This window comes from Paraburkholderia phenazinium, assembly GCF_900141745.1.
Classification (GTDB): domain Bacteria; phylum Pseudomonadota; class Gammaproteobacteria; order Burkholderiales; family Burkholderiaceae; genus Paraburkholderia; species Paraburkholderia phenazinium_B.
Map to the genome: position 1 here is coordinate 4130765 of NZ_FSRM01000001.1, position 15694 is coordinate 4146458.

Annotated in this window: 13 protein-coding genes and 1 pseudogene; all 14 read right to left on the minus strand. The window is 57.8% G+C overall.

What is annotated here, in order from left to right:
- Nucleotides 1–196 precede the first annotated feature (196 nt).
- Nucleotides 197–806: pseudogene (locus BUS06_RS18525) on the minus strand (IS6 family transposase); the annotation flags it as partial.
- Nucleotides 807–1560: 754 nt separating this feature from the next.
- Nucleotides 1561–3108, minus strand: coding sequence for a methyl-accepting chemotaxis protein (locus BUS06_RS18530; protein WP_074265581.1), 1548 nt, complete (start codon nt 3106–3108; stop codon nt 1561–1563).
- 369 nt (nt 3109–3477) lie between these two features.
- Entirely contained in the window at nt 3478–4635 is a 1158-nt protein-coding gene (locus BUS06_RS18535) for a porin (protein WP_074265582.1), read from the minus strand.
- Between the two features lie 312 nt (nt 4636–4947).
- Entirely contained in the window at nt 4948–5430 is a 483-nt protein-coding gene (locus BUS06_RS18540) for an aromatic-ring-hydroxylating dioxygenase subunit beta (protein ID WP_074265583.1), read from the minus strand.
- Between the two features lie 115 nt (nt 5431–5545).
- Nucleotides 5546–6535: a PDR/VanB family oxidoreductase gene (locus BUS06_RS18545; protein ID WP_074265584.1), complete on the minus strand. Its 990-nt coding sequence runs from the start codon at nt 6533–6535 to the stop codon at nt 5546–5548.
- A 32-nt stretch (nt 6536–6567) separates the two neighbouring features.
- Nucleotides 6568–7887, minus strand: a complete 1320-nt coding sequence (locus BUS06_RS18550) for an aromatic ring-hydroxylating oxygenase subunit alpha (protein WP_367946956.1) — start codon at nt 7885–7887, stop codon at nt 6568–6570.
- Nucleotides 7884–8402 (minus strand): V4R domain-containing protein, encoded by a 519-nt coding sequence (locus tag BUS06_RS18555; protein ID WP_074265585.1) that lies wholly within the window; start codon nt 8400–8402, stop codon nt 7884–7886. Before BUS06_RS18555 ends, BUS06_RS18550 begins: the two co-directional genes overlap by 4 nt.
- Entirely contained in the window at nt 8399–9733 is a 1335-nt protein-coding gene (locus BUS06_RS18560) for an MFS transporter (protein ID WP_074265586.1), read from the minus strand. Before BUS06_RS18560 ends, BUS06_RS18555 begins: the two co-directional genes overlap by 4 nt.
- Before the next feature lie 87 nt (nt 9734–9820).
- Nucleotides 9821–10579: a maleate cis-trans isomerase family protein gene (locus BUS06_RS18565; protein WP_074266180.1), complete on the minus strand. Its 759-nt coding sequence runs from the start codon at nt 10577–10579 to the stop codon at nt 9821–9823.
- Nucleotides 10579–11613, minus strand: coding sequence for a carbon-nitrogen hydrolase family protein (locus BUS06_RS18570; protein WP_074265587.1), 1035 nt, complete (start codon nt 11611–11613; stop codon nt 10579–10581). The genes BUS06_RS18565 and BUS06_RS18570 overlap by 1 nt, the downstream gene beginning before the upstream one ends.
- An 80-nt stretch (nt 11614–11693) precedes the next feature.
- Nucleotides 11694–12605 (minus strand): fumarylacetoacetate hydrolase family protein, encoded by a 912-nt coding sequence (locus tag BUS06_RS18575; RefSeq protein ID WP_074265588.1) that lies wholly within the window; start codon nt 12603–12605, stop codon nt 11694–11696.
- Nucleotides 12606–12675: 70 nt separating this feature from the next.
- The gene (locus BUS06_RS18580; RefSeq protein WP_074265589.1) at nt 12676–13803 is read right to left on the minus strand and encodes a cupin domain-containing protein; all 1128 of its coding nucleotides are present in this window, start codon (nt 13801–13803) and stop codon (nt 12676–12678) included.
- A gap of 392 nt (nt 13804–14195) precedes the next feature.
- Nucleotides 14196–14498: a Zn-ribbon domain-containing OB-fold protein gene (locus BUS06_RS18585; protein WP_074265590.1), complete on the minus strand. Its 303-nt coding sequence runs from the start codon at nt 14496–14498 to the stop codon at nt 14196–14198.
- Nucleotides 14495–15661, minus strand: a complete 1167-nt coding sequence (locus BUS06_RS18590; protein ID WP_074265591.1) for a thiolase family protein — start codon at nt 15659–15661, stop codon at nt 14495–14497. Before BUS06_RS18590 ends, BUS06_RS18585 begins: the two co-directional genes overlap by 4 nt.
- Nucleotides 15662–15694 lie beyond the last annotated feature (33 nt).

Consider the following 15694-nt stretch of genomic DNA (forward strand, 5'->3'; position numbering starts at 1 on the left):
TGTGGCCGTGCGCCATTGTGCCTGGCGCGATATCGGACGTGGCACAGCCGATCACCACGTTGTCGTCGGGATGCAGTTCGATCATGGGGCCGCTGATGGTCTCGCTGGATAATTCGGTCATATATTTGTGGCCTCGAAAGGGGTTCTGTCGCAGTACGGTGGTTGAGCCTTACAAAGACGATATACTTAGGATTACTTATATTATCAATGAATATAACTGACAGGCTGTAGATGGCTTGATTTTGTCAGTGTGCTTCATCTTCCCTTTGGCGATCATATGTATGATCTCGATGCCACTCAGAATGACACTCGCGGCGGAAGTCCTTGAACCCGACTTTCGGTCCGTCGATGCGTTTGATCGCCCAATGGTCCTGCTCAATCACGTTATTCAGATACTTGACCTGACAAACCTTGGTGGGCGTGTCGCGCCCAGCGTTCACCACGCGCAGCGCGGCCAGGTTGGCTCCGCTTTTGTCGATAGACACCGTCTCGGGTACGCTGTTTTGCTAGAGCGATTTCTCGAAAAAAACTGGTCAGTCGCCTTGCTACGCTTGGTTCGCAGACGAAAATCAATGTGTTGTCTTCCCTGTCCACGGCCTGATAGAGACAATCCCATTCACGCAGGTTTCGTCCATCCTCTAGATCTTGCCAACTGGCCGATTGCGGCGGCGGAACACCGTCTCAAGCACCGGCAGAAACTTGATGGCCCAGCAGTGCACCATGGAGTGATCGACCGCAGCCCCACGCTCCGCCATCATTTCGTCGCGACGCGAGCTAAGCGGATAGGCAACGTACCAACGCACGCAGCTACCTCAGTTGGCAGCTCGCTACGTTGCTTTAAAAGCGTGAGGCGATTACCTAGGCCACTGTGGGCGGCAGCCCGTTGAACTTGTGCCAATGGGCGGGCCACCCACAGCGACCAATGCATCTGTTGCCATTTGCACATCCGATGGTTCAACGCCTGATTACCAGCCGAATTCGCCATAGCAGTTGAAATTGATCCTCCATCGCGATGCGACTTGCTTAGACGAGCGTGATGAACCTTTCTCCTTTCCGCGGCGTTCGCCGATTCGTTTCTTAAAGGCGAAGACATGAGGCGTTTCCCCTTTCGTAGTCAATCTTATAGTGAGGACTTCAAAGCTTTGGCACACCAATTTTGATTTCCGCGAACAAATCCGCCATCGACCTCCGGCGTCCATTTGGTGTCGCTGTCAGTGAGCCCACTGACAGCGACACCATCGATACGCATGCCGGCCCGTAATGTCCGGTTTTGCACAATCACATGGTTCAACGTTTCACTGACTGCCAGTGACGCGTGCGGTCTTTGGCTTTGCCAACGCTGGGGGCGCACCTTCGATGCCAAAACCCGCGGATTGCTCTGCCGACCAATCACCCGTGATACGGATGCCCCCGATAGTCTTCACATTCTTCAGCCTCGGTAGTTTGTGCTCACTAATGGGCTGCGGCGAGCGCCTTCAGGGATGACATGGCCGGCGCCCTCGCACACCGGAGCCGCGCCGTGTGCGTTTGCGCGCCTGCGTCGCTCACCTCGGCTTTGCGTCAGGCGTTCAGCCTGAACATCGAGACCGACGCTTTCAGATCCTTCGCCTGCGCCTCTAGCGAGCTGGCGGCGGCGGCTGCCTGTTCGACCAGCGCGGCGTTCTGCTGCGTGACCTCGTCCATCTGTGTGACCGCCTGGTTGACCTGGCCGATGCCCTTGCTCTGTTCCCGCGAGGCGGCGGTAATTTCCCCCACGATGTTGGTCACGCGCCGGATCTCGTGAGTTATCTCGCTCATCTTTGTGCCGGCTTCCAGTACATGGGCGGCACCTGCCCGAACCCGCTCCACGGAATCCTGGATCAGCTCCTTGATCTCCTTGGCCGCCGCCGAGGAACGCTGCGCCAGCGAACGCACTTCCGAGGCAACCACCGCGAAACCTCGCCCCTGTTCGCCTGCCCGTGCGGCTTCCACGGCCGCGTTCAGTGCGAGAATATTGGTCTGGAAGGCTATGCCCTCAATGAGGTCGACAATATTGGCAATCTTGTCTGAGCTGGCGTTGATGCCCTCCATGGTTTCCACCACCCGTGACACCGCGGTGCCTCCCTGTTCCGCCACCTGAGCAGCCTGTGCAGCGAGCTGGTTGGCCTGACCGGCATTGTCAGCATTCTGGGTGACGGTCGAGGTCAGTTGCTCCATGCTCGACGCGGTTTCCTCGAGCGAGGCGGCCTGCTCCTCGGTGCGCTGCGACAGATCCTGATTGCCCGTCGCGATCTGGTGCGTGGCGGTGGCAATCGAGTCGGCCGAGATCTTGATCGTGCCGATCGTCTGCGTGAGCTGCTCCTGCATGCGCTTCATCGAAAACAGCAGGCTCGAGCGATCATCCGGTGCCGTCTTCACCATGCCAGTGAGATCGTTACCGGCAATCTGGTTGGCAATTTCGGCGGCGTACGACGGGTCGCCTCCCAGTGAGCGGAGAATGCCGCGGTTGAGCAGCACCACCACAGCCGACAGGGCGCCAGCCAGTACCACTAGGACCCCGAGGTTCTGGTACAGCGCCGAGCGGAACGCCGCATCAATGTCGTCGACGTAGAGCCCCGTGTTGAGAATCCAGTCCCACGGCTGATACGCTACGACGTAAGCAATTTTCGACGAGGCTTCGGTGCCCCCCGGCCTCGGAATGCTATAAAGGGTAAAGGCCTGACCGTCACGCCTGAGAACAGCGAGCATATCTCTGAAGAGAAAAGCACCGTTCGGACCCTTGAAGTCGCCGATGTTCTTGCCGTTCAACTGCGGTTGCGCCGGGTTCATCAGAATGGTCAACTGTGAATCCAAGATCGCGAAATAACCGTCTCGACCGAACCGCATGTTGCGAATGGCGGCCATTGCAGTCCTTTGAGCCTCCGCTAAAGGAATTGAGCCGGCAGCCGCCTGGTCGCCAAAATTCTTGACGACACTCAGCGCAACCTCCGACGCGTGTTGCAGGTCCGCCTTACGCTCGTCCAGACGCATTTCCCGAGTCTGGTAGGCGTTGTAAATCGAAATTTCAGCGAGAAACAACAGGCTCAGGATCAGTGGCAGCCAGAGCTTTTGAGCAAACGAAAGTTTCATATCTATCGAGTCCCTTTATTACACAAACATCGTATCCTGCGGCGTCCACGGCTAACTTTAGCCTCATGACCTCCCCTTCGTGTTGAAAGGGGTAATGCTCTGGGTTGGGCGCAGGGCCCCCCCTATGCGCCCAGAACGAAGCATCATGCAAACGGTCTCCCGATCGTCCTCAGATACCGCGACAAAAAAAGTCAGAAGCTGTGTCTAATGGACGCCGGGACGATGATCTGTTTGCCCGTCGTGGACGGCGACGCAGCGTCGACGTTTTTTGCGTAATCGACTTCGCAAAAAGAAACTTCTTGGCCAGGAGAAAAATCTCAACGAAGGGCGCCGAAGCGCCGTTCGAACACTGGATACCTTTACTGCCAGCTAGAACTTGTGTCGAATTCCAACAACCGCTGCCACTTGATTCGACGTCGACGACGGCGAGAGTCCGTTGATGTCTGCAACAGCCGTATGGCCGGTCGAATCCGTACCCGACGCGTGTTGATAAACCGCGTCGACGTAGAAGTCCGTACGCGTCGAGACGAAGTAGTCCGCGCCAAGGATTCCTTGGTGGTACTTCGCGTCGTTCACGCCGTAACCCTTCGTATAGTCGTATGCAGCGCCCAACAACAGAGCCGGCGTCACCTGATACCTGAAGTTCAGTTCGGCGTTGTGGAACTTGGCGCTGCCGGAGGTGGTCTGGTCAGGTGCACCAGTAATACCGGTTTGTCCGAGATCCTTGAACTGCGTGTTGCTGTACGTTGCACCGACCGTTGCCGCACCGAACGTGTAAGCACCTCCGGCGGCGATCACTTGCTGCGTCTTAGCCGATGCATAGCCCGAGTACACCGTCGAACCGGTCATGTTCGAACCAGTCGCGCTCGAGGTCGAGTTGTTGCCGAAGAAGGAGTAATTCGGGTTCCTGACGTTCAAGTAAGCTGCGTCCAACCGCAACGGGCCTTGCACATAGCCAATACCGCCCGAGAATATCTGGTTGCGGTTGAACTGACCTGCAACGCCGCCCAGGCTATACAAGCCGCCGAACTTGATACCGCTATAGTTGCTGCTCGTGAACTTGATCGAGTTATTCGCCCGAAGCGTGTTGTTCATGTTATCCAGGTCACCCGGGTGCGCGCCGAGGTACGTCGCCCACTGGGCCCCCACTTCGAGCGTACCGGTATAGTCCACCACGGAGTCGTATTGACGACCGACGGTGACTGTACCGAAATGGTTCGACAGGCCAACGTAGGCTTGACGGCCGAATTCGTCACCGCCTTGACTCAGTTTGCCGGTGAATACGCTGAAACCGTTCTCCAACACGAACACTGCCTTCAGGCCACCCCCCAGGTCCTCCGTGCCTCGCAGGCCCCAACGATCGGCTTGGAGGGCACCCCCGGTAGCTTCATAAAGCTTACTACCGCCGATATTGTTCGCGTAGACGTAACCTGCGTCGACAATACCGTACAGCGTCACGCTGCTTTGTGCCTGGGCTGCACCAGTGAATGTTCCCAATGCTGCAAAAGCGAGAAGTAATTTTTTCATTTGTTCTCCAAAATTTTAGTTAGCAGACGACGTGGGGAAATTCTTTGCTTCATCAATTTTCGATGAGATGACTAGCACTACATAAGACACTTTGATATAAATTAATTATGCAATCCGAAATAAATACACTAAATCAAAATTCTCTGCCTGAGACTCTACGCCGCCACCGCTTCGAGAAACCAATGATCGTCAGACTCCTTTCACCCTCACCCAAAAGTGCGAGTGACACTGCGCGCAACAATACGGAGCTCGGACGCCCTCAATCTCAGCTGACGGGGACATAAACATGCTTCATGTACCAAGAACCACAATTCAAATGAAGAGTTGAATCGCAGGTAACGCGGCGTCGCAGTTGAGCAAGTTGACTCGCTTGACCTTGATCTTGAGAACATCGTCGAAGACCATGAGATCGTGGAACACCGTAGCGGCAAATATCTGCTGCTCGTCTCCTCGTGTCTCGGTATAAATCATTGGGGTACGCATTCGGTAGATACCATTTTCCACGGCATATAACGCTGGACGATGCAGTACATGAAGACAGCGGCTTTCCGGTTGTTGTGAAAATGCCCGCGGCTGCTTCAGCCTGTCGATGCGCAGCTTAAGCAGCAAGCGATCCTCATACATGAGCGAAGCCTGATTGAGACCATCACTTTGATTTAGCGTAAGGGGCATCCAGTACGTGCCGTCTTCAGTAAAAAGCTCGTACCATTCCTCGAAGCGCTTCTCATCAAGCAGAAGCGTTTCGTCATACACGAATTCGATCAGCGCATCGCGCAAAGAGCCAGCGATTTCCATATGTTGTTTCCTTATATTTCGTCGACTGTCGGCGGTCGTCCGACAGAACACGCTAGAAAGAAGACATGGCAGCGGACCAAAACGAGGCCCGTTGGCCTGGACGCTCCCCCCACAGTCAAGCGTCAAGCACGAGCTTCGGGCCACGCGCTCGCGACACGCAGATTTGCATGACGCGACCCGCCCGCTTTTCCGCGTCAGTCAGGCAATAGTCGCGATGCTCGATATCGCCCTCGAATACCGAAGTCCGGCAAATGCCGCACTCTCCACGTTGGCAGTCGAAGATCGGATCTAGACCTGCTTCGATCATAGCGTCCAGTATTGTCTGGTCCGATCGGACCGACAGCACCATCCCGGCCTGGCGTAACTCCACTTCGAACTCACGGTCGCCTGCCTGAGGCGCCGCCTCAGCGAACAGCTCGACGTGAATATTCTCTCGTGGCCAGCCTCGCGCAGTCGCCAGCGCGATAGCGGCATCGATCATCCCTTTAGGTCCGCATATGTAGAGAGGCTGCGTCAACTGAAGGGTCTCAAAAAGTCCCTCCAGATTCAGGCTCTTCGATGGATGGTCATCGGTATAGATATGGAGCCGTTCGCCGGCCAGTCCGCGCAGTTTGTCGACAAATGCCATATCCGGGAGGTTGCGACCACTGTAGTGCAATGTGAAGCCATGCCCCGCACTGACCAGTGCGGTCGCCATCGACGCAATTGGGGTAATGCCAATACCACCGGCAATCAGAACTGCGCGATCGCAAGCGTCCAGCGCGAATGCGTTCTCCGGTTCAGACACCTGCAACGTATCGCCAAGGCGTACGTTGTCGTGCATCCAGCGTGAACCACCCTGTCCGCCCTCCTCTCGTCGCACCGCGATCAGGTACGCGCCGGGATTCAGTGTTGCGTGGGCGCCCAGTTCAAAGTTGACAAGCGAATAGTGTCGCCATTGACGACCATCCTGCGGCGAAACGCACACACGGATGTGCGCTCCGGCAGCAAAGGCTGGCAATGGCGTGCGGTCGGGCGCATGCATGCGGAACGTCTTGATTTCGGCAGTCACATCGCGGACCTCGTCGACAATCACATCCAGTATCTTTCCAGCGTGAGCATTCATCGCATACTCCTGCACTCAGTCCTCATATTGAATCAATCGTGGGTAGCCATCAGGTCAACCCAGGCGCGAAACTGATTGCGCATCAGAATTTCATTGTTGCCGCTAACATCCACGGGCAATTGACTACCTTCATCGACCTGGCATTCGCGGTGTAAGCTTATCCATGGATTGCCGCTGGAAGCCAACGCTTGCTGCATGGTCGTGAAGACGTGAATGTCGTCATGCGCAACGATGGACATCGGGGAGAATACGAGCCGGTTGTAAGTCAAGGTTCGCTGCAGCAGTTCGTCAGGCGCATCCACGGGCGCCAAGGCGAAAATCTCGACAAGTGTTCGGTTGGCAGCGAGTGGGCGGATTGCGCGCAAGGTCTGCGGCGAACTCTTCAGCGCCAAAGTTGGAAACAACACTGAGTTCTGGGGGGCAAACGCTAGGATTTCCTTCGCACGTTTCTCCCCGTGCGCTGCGCGCATCGCGTCTTCGTATCCCGGCGGCGCGCCGTAGCCGGAATGAATGCTAGCGCGAGTACCAAGGATGCAATGTCCGTTCGCATAAACGCGCGCCCCCGCTTGCTGATAGAACTCGTAGCCTGAGCCGAATGGCAGTAATTGCTCCAACTCCATCGGGCGCGGGGTATCCTCGGGCCACGTTTTCACCGCGTCTCGAGCAGTTTGCCAGGCCGATTCGTGGGTGGAGATCGGGTGCACCGCGTCGACAATATTCTCGAGATACATCTTCCAGTTACACGGGATCACACTGCGCAAAATGCCACCGGCCACGCGCACTTCACCAGCGGGCGATCGATCGGCTAGATTGTCAAGCACGCCCAACATATCTCCGAAGTAATCACGAAAGGAAATGCCTTCGGGTGACATACGCGCAAACACAAAACCGCGGTAATTTTCGCAAGCCAGGCTGTCAAGCCCGGCAGACGCTTCGCACTCGTGTAGCCGTGTGCCTTCGTAGCCAATGCGCAGCGGCACGCCAAGTGGTTTGCCATCCGTGCGATAGGTCCAAGCGTGATAGGGGCAGCGCAGGAACTTGCCGGCGTTGCCTGAGGGCAAAGAGATCACCATTGTCCCTTTGTGGGCACAACGATTAAGCAGAGTGCGGATCGAGCCATCGGGTTGCCGGATCATGATGACCGGCTGACGGGCGATCTGAGTCGTGATGAAGTCGCCCGTATTGGGTACCTGGCTGGCGTGACCGACAAAGACCCAGCTCCGAATAAACAGTCGTTCACATTCGAGATCGAAGAGCTCCTCGTTCAGGTAGACATCCCGATGCACCCGATCTTTATCGAACAACGCTCGGATGGCGTCGGGGTCGCTGCGGTATTGAGACAGGTGGTTCATTGCGGATTACCGGGTAAAGTGCCACCTTTCCGACTAGCGACAAAGTGACAAGCCAGCTGAGATGTCATCGCCGCGCACTCCAACTCCTCAACCACGACGGGGGTCCCGAAGAACTGGGTGGCGACGGCTCGAAATATGCCGACTATCGGCGCACAGACTGTATGGGTGCAAGCGCCGTAGCCCCATGCAAACGGACTGTTGTGCACAGTCAGCTTGAGTTCTTCGGCACTCTCTTCGATGTACCATCGTCCCCAGCCGAGACCAGCCGATGCATCACACATAGTTTCTAGCAACGCGCGGCCGACAGCTGTTTTGCCGTACGCTTGCACGCTGCGTCCTCCATGGAGCGCCGCGGAATTGGCTAGAGAACTCAGCACGCGCTCGCGCGTCGTGTCGTCCAGGCTTTTCAACGTCCCCATGAGTACATCAGGTCGCATGATCAGGTAGCGGCGGTCGCCATCGCAGATCTCTCCCGCCTCAAGATCGTGCACCAGCCGTGAAACGATAGCGTTCATACCGATCGCTCCTTAGCGCGCTCTTCGGGCGGCAAAGTCTCGGGGGTGAATCTCAGCGCGACAACGATAGATAGACCCAGCAGTGCTAAATAGATGGCGACCGGCCACGGGCTTCGGTATTTCGCCAGCAAGGCAGTCGCCAGCATCGGAGATAAGCCCGCTCCGAGGACCGAGGCCACTTCGCGCCCGAGTCCCAAGCCCGAGTAGCGCACATCGGCGTTGAAAAGCTCCGACATGTAGGCTGGCTGCACACCCTCAAGGGCACCAAGAGCCACGCTGGTAGACAGAACGTAGGCCAGCACGATCACCCATGCCTGCCCGGACTGAAGCATCAGGAAAAAAGGAAACGCGACCGCTATGACGCCTAGTGCGCCCCACCTGTATACCGCGCGACGACCGATGCGATCCGACATATGACCGAACCATAGCGAGAAAGGGATCATCAGCACCATGGAAACCGTCAGGGCGCCCAACAGCAGGTTGCTGGACAGGCCAATGAACCTGCCGTACGCCAGCGAAAATGCGAAGAAAATATACGACGCGCCACCTTCACCAAAACGCAATCCCATTACCATCAAGAGCTCTTTGGGGTGGCGCCGGAGCACTTCGACGATGGGCGTGCGAACGCGCACTGTGGCTCGCTTAACCTTCACAAACTCAGCACTTTCCGGGATCTGTTTGCGAACGTAAAAACCCAGGGCGATAATGACAATGCTAGCGAGGAACGGCAAACGCCAACCCCAGCGAATGAACGCGTCATGCGGCAGCATTTGAGCAAGAAGAAATACCGCAGATGACATCACGAAGCCAGTTGTTGCCCCGGCAGGACTCCATGCGGACAGAAAGCCGCGCCGCGAGGCCGGCACATTCTCGCTAATGATAAGAATGCTTCCACTCCACTCACCGCCGGCTGCAAGGCCTTGGACGACACGCAATGCCAGCAGCAACACAGGCGCCCAGATACCAATGCTGTGATAGGTAGGCAGCAATCCCATCAGAAAGGTGGCACTGCCCATCATGAGCAGGGTCAGGATAAGCACATTCTTACGTCCAACACGATCGCCCAAGTGTCCACATACGATCCCGCCGATCGGCCGTACCATGAAGCCAATGAGGAATCCACCGAAGGACAGAATGGTTCCAACGAGCGGATCCGTGCCAGCGGGGAAAAAGAGATCGCCAAACACCAAGGCGGCCGCGGTGCCGTACAGAAAAAAATCGTACCATTCCAGCGCCTGCCCTATCATCGAAGTGAGCACTGTGCGCCGCAACGTTGCTTCGGGTACCCGCGTCGCCGCAGGACCGCTCACAATCGATATATCAGAGTTCATACCGGTCTTCCCACAAGTTCAAGGTATGGCGAACGCACGCTATGTTCGGGTGATCTCACAGCCTGTTCGCCGGTATCGGTCTCACGTTCAATATCTGCCGGACAAAAGTTCGCCGCAGTCCGAGACCTCCGTATGCATTTCCAGACGTCGCAGCATTTGCCACGTAGTCGCGACCGCCGCCGACATGGTCGGGACACCCGACTCGTCCTGGACCTTCTGGATCGACGACAACGACTGCATCTGGACACAGGCTGACAGCACGAGGGCGTCGATGTTGCCGCGATCGAGACGTTTATAGATGGCGAGCAGTTTCTCCGGGTCCTGCGCGGCAACCTGCAGGTTGTCCGGAATTTCGAGCGCAATATAGTCTTTCACTTCAATACCTTCACTTTCAACGTATTCAACAACCAACTTCGTCAGCGGCTTCATGTAAGGGCAGACTATCGAAACGCGTTTTGCGCCCATCGCGTGCAGGCCGTCAACCAGCGCGCCTGCGCTCGTCACCACGGGGGCAGGCGCCCCGTTCTCCATCGTTCGCTGGAACAGACGCTTCTCCGACACCCGGTGGTAGCCAGCGCCCATGCTCATGATGGCCACCAGGCACGCATAGCCGAGCACGTCGACGTGAGCATCTGAAAGCTCGATCGCACAGCGGTCGCTATCGCGATCCATTGCTTCGAGCTCTTCCTTCACGACCCTCTTCATTCGCATGCGACTAGAGTGGAATGTGAAGCGCTCGTCAGAGTCTCGCTCGCGCCTACGGAACATCGCAGGGATTTCGGTTTCCATCGTCGTATTGGAAGATGGGACAATCTGCCCGATACGCAGAACGCGCTGCTGAGCCATCATTTGCTCTCCACGGTTTCGAAAGCATTGAGTTGCACTGTTTCGGCGTCGACATCCGATGCCCCGCTGCCTTCATCGTTGAATTGCACGGGCGCGAGTGGCTTGCGGTTCACGCGTAGATCGAACACATCGAAGCGGTTGTAGTGACCGGTAATATCGTGCATCTGGCGCGGCTGGATACAGCGCGACAGGTCGATATCAGCGTAGACGATGCCCTCGTCATCGATTAGCGGCTCACCAATCACTCGACCGTCAGGCCCGAGAATCCCCGAGAACGCGCTGTTTCGACGCGCCAACAAATCGCGAGCCTGGGGGTGCGATGCGCCAATCGTCTGAATGATTTCCGGTGAAATGGTCGAGCATGAGACCACCGTAAATACCTTGCCTTCGAAGCAGTGCGCAGCCGCTCGCAGGCGGATTGCTTCGACCATGTCGTAATCAGGCGGTGCGACGGGGAGCGAGATATAGCTCGCTACGTGCACAAGCTCGCCCTGTGCGAGCAGGCTGAAACGGGCAAGCGTATTCGTGTTCTCGCCGCACGCTAGCGAGCCGAGCGGCCCTATGCTCGTATCGTGTACCCGCAACGCGGACGCGTCGCCGTTGGCCCACGTCAGCTTTTCGGCCCACGTCGGCACGAGCTTTCGATGTCTCCCGAGAATTCGGCCCTCGTCGTTGATTGTGACGAGCGTGTTGTAGAGCGTGCCAATGCCCATGCGGCTGCGTTCGTTCACGCCGATCACGACGTTGATATGGTTCGCCTTAGCTGCCCCTGCGATGCGTCGGATTTCCGGCCCAGGTATTTCGATGGCGGATCTGCACAACTTCTCGAACCAAGGGCTGCCTTCGACTGGGCTCATCACCCAGTTCCAGTACGGATAGCCGGCGACGAACACCTCGGGGAACGCGACAAGGCGCGCACCGTTGTCTGCGGCTTCGCGAATCAGCCCGCAGACCTTGTCGACGGTGGCGTCGGTGTCAAGGAACACGGGAGCGGCCTGCACGGCCGCTGCTTTGAATTGCGTGAGATTCAGCATGGAAGACGTCTCGCACTTTGTTGGGAAAATTTGACGCCGGCCAGTTGCCGACCGGATAGCGTCATACGAATGGCACAGGCTCAGACCCCCACGACCGGATGGCGGAGTTCTCCGATGCTTTCAACCTGAGCGCAAACCACATCGCCCGGCCACAACCATTCCTGCGGATTTCGACCTGCGCCGACGCCTTCGGGCGTACCAGTTGCGATGATGTCGCCCGGCTCCAGCGTAATGGCCTTGCTGATGTCCGCAATCAAAGCGGGCACATTGAACAGCATGTGGCGCGTGTTCGAGCTTTGTTTCATCACGCCGTTGACCGTCAGGCTCAGGTTCAGCGTCTGTGGATCGGGGATTTCATCAACGGTGACGATGCACGGACCGAACGGCGCGAAGGTGTCCTGCCCCTTCGAGTAAATCCACTGGCCCGCACGCCGACAGTCGCGTGCGCTTATGTCGATCATGACGCTGTAGCCGAACACGTACTGCAATGCATCCGTTTCGCTTACGCCCTTCGCGCGTGTGCCCATGATCACGGCAAGTTCGACTTCCCAGTCGAGTTGTTGCGTGATCGCCCTGTTGTGTTCGATCGCATCGCCCGGGCCGATCACCGCCGTCGGGGGCTTCGAGAAGATTACTGGCTCCTTCGGCAGATCTTTCGACGTATCGAGCGTCCGGCTCGATTCGGAAACGTGCTCGACGTAGTTCAAGCCGATACCGAAAATATTCTTTCGCGGGCGCGGGATCGGAGCGAGCAGATTGATGTTTTGCACGGGCACGGCAACACCGACCGGCCACTTGCCGCGATGCTCATCGAGCAGCGAACTCGTGGAGAGCACGGCCTGCGGACCGAGGTCAATGAATTCGAGCATGCTCGCCGGCAGCGGATGTCCAGTGGTTGCACCGAAGCGCGCCAGATCGATGACGGTTCCATCGACGATCGATCCTAGACGGGCAGCAGCGCAAACTTCCGGACGGTAGGTAACGAGACGCATGAAATGACTCCATCAGTGCCGCCCTCTCCGGGCAGCAAATAGAAACTGGTTAGAAAGAAGCCGATTGCAGTCAGTCCGACGCGACCTGATGGCCGCCGTTTTCCGCAAGGGCGTCTTCACGGTACAGCCCGAGCGAGTGCATGACAGGCAGATCGCTGAAACAGAACAGGCACGCGTCGTCCGACAATGAAGCGTTTGAGTGCTCGTGGAACGCCCACGAAGGCACGCAGAAGATATCGCGCTCCGTCCAGTCGAAGCGTTGGCCGTTGATGATCGAACAACCGCTGCCTTTCGCGACCTGATAGATGAAACTGCCGGTATGACGGTGCGCGCGGGTCTTTTCGCCTGGACGCAGCAATTGCATGCTTGCACCGATCGTCGGCATCACCGGGCCGCCGTTCACTGGATTTACGTAGTTCATTAGCACGCCGTCGAACGGCGAGCCGTCCGATACGCGCGCGTATTGCGTGAGCGCCTCATAGGTGGGTTCCCATTCGTATTTGAATAGCGGTGAATAGTGCTTGTCCCAGTCCCCTTTCTGCGCATGCAGGCCCTTTGCGCCCCAGATCGCGGTCAAATCGTCGACCGGGTGAGTGATCGCCTGCTGCAAGTCCGGATGCACCGCGTAAAAGCCTGCTTCCATCGCGTTCACCAGCGGGATGTCGAGGCCGTCCTGCCAGATGCAGGGCGTGCCGTAAGCCGCAACGCCATGCTCGTGCCAGGTGCCATTCGGCGTCAGCACGAAATCGTTTTTCCCGAGCATCACTTTGTGACCATCGACGATCGTGTATGCGCCGGTGCCTTCCATGATGAATCGCAACGCCGACGCCGAATGAGAGTGTGCCGAGGCCGCCTCCCCCGGGTTCATCACCTGCAAACCGGAATACAGCCAGCCCACCGCGGCCGATACTTCGCGTCGGCCTGGGTTGTTCAGATACACGACGCGGCGCCCTGCCTGCTCCGGGGTTACAAGTTCAACCGCGCGCAGCACGTGCTCGCGCAGATCGCGATAGCGCCACAGCACCGGAACCGATTCGGACTTCGGCTGCCACGGCTCGATCTTGTTGGCAACGGTCCATAGCGCGCCTGCGTCGAGTTGTTCGAGTTGCTGATAGTAGGCAGCGAGTGCCGGCGTATCTGCGACGTTCGCACGGCCCGCCACGCTCTCCCGATAGCTATCGTAAGTGTTCCCTGCCATGTTCATGCTCCTGTCTATCACAGCGACGAGGGTCCGTACGGTCCGGGATGCTGTCATCGTCGGGCGCCCGGAGTTGTGTTCAAGGCAATCGTTCGCGAGTTGGTGGCTGAAGCCATCGACTGATTGCCCTGCGAAAATGCTGCCTTGCGTCTGCCTTGCGCGATCTCCATTCTGAGTGCTGGACCGCGTGAGGCTGCGCCCAATGATTCCGTCAAGCGATGTGCTTCTTTCTACATCATCGAATCAACTTATAAATAGGATACCGAAAGAAATATCAGGTATCTTTTACAGAAATTCCTTTTCCTCTTACTGCTGCCGAATTGATAAGTCACAGTTCAAACCCACCTGCCGCTCGAGCACAGCGCATTTAGCGCCAACGCAACACGACTGCATCAACTGCGGCTGGCCACGATTCGATGTTGCTCATCCAGTGCAAGGCATACCGTATCGCCCTTCTCCGCGACCGACTTAAGGCATGCGATTACGGTTGGGCCCGCCTGCATCGCAACGCTTGCCAGATGAACGTCACCGCTGTTGTGTGCTCCGACCCGGTGCCGGACCACCGTCAGCGCGGTCACTGTGCCGCGTGCTGCTTCGATCTCCGACCATTCGGCACCCCCGCACACGGGACACAGGTAGCGCGCCGGGAACACAGTCGTGCCGCAGCGGATGCAACTGGAGACCGTCAGACTCATTGGCTACCTCCGCCGACAGCTTCAAGCACCACTGCGTTCGCACACATGCCGTACCGGTACTCGACCATCCCGTAACCGCTGACCAGTGCACGCGTTGCATCCCGCACCTGTCGTTCGCCCGCTTCGCCGCGCAGTTGAGTGACCGCCTCTACCAGTCCATGCATGCCGCCTGCCGCGCCGGCCTGCCCCGCGGAAAGTTGTCCACCTGACGTGTTGACCGGCAATTCGTGGGACGATATCCGCGAGATCAGCGCGCGCAGGTCCGCGTCAGGCGCGAAACCCAGGTCAGCGAGCTGCACGAGCGCCATCACCGGATAGTCGTCGTATACAGACACGAGATCCATTTGGTCCGGCGTCATGTCTGCGTCGCGCCATAACGCCGGCGCGAGCGTGACTAGCGACGTCTGCAGGCCATCGCCCATCTGGTGGTCGACGTTATAAGCGCATCGCAGTGCGCGCACCGCAACGCGAGTACCATGCTTTGCGAGGTCCGTACGCGCAACGACGATCGCATTCGCGCCGCTCACCACCGGTACGCAATCGAAACGGCCCAGTGGGTCAGCGACGAGCGGTGCGTCCAGATAAGCATCGATTGACAGTGGCGTACGATAAACCGCCTGAGGATTGCGTGATGCCCATCCACGTTGCGCCACACACAGCGCGCCGTAATCGGTACGCGACAGGCCATAACGTTGCGCATGCTGCTGGGTCAACATGGCGAACAGCGCGTTCGGGCCGCCGCTCTCGAGCGGACGCAGCCACACACGCGTTGTCAGATTGTAGTGATCAACGAGCTGCTTGAAGTCCGAGGGCTGGAAGCGGTCGCCCGATACGAGCGCAATCACATTCGCGTCACCGCACTGGATAGCACGCACCGCGTGTTGGAGCAGATTGATTCCGCTGGCACCGCCGTGGCAGTCGTCCATGCACCACCGAGGCGAAAGGCCAAGGCGCCACGCGAGGTCAATCGCGTGATCGGGAGAAAGGGTAAAGGACGCCACGCCGAGTCCGTCGATTTCCTTTGCAGCGAAACCCGATTGGGCGAGCGCCATACGAAACGCTTGCGCAAGTAGATCACCCGTCGTACCTTCGGGAGCCTGCCGCCGATATGGAACTTCCACTCCAGCGCATACCATCACACCCGAGAATTCGCGTGAGTGCATGTTCAATCTCCTCGCCAGCATGTCATGCATTGC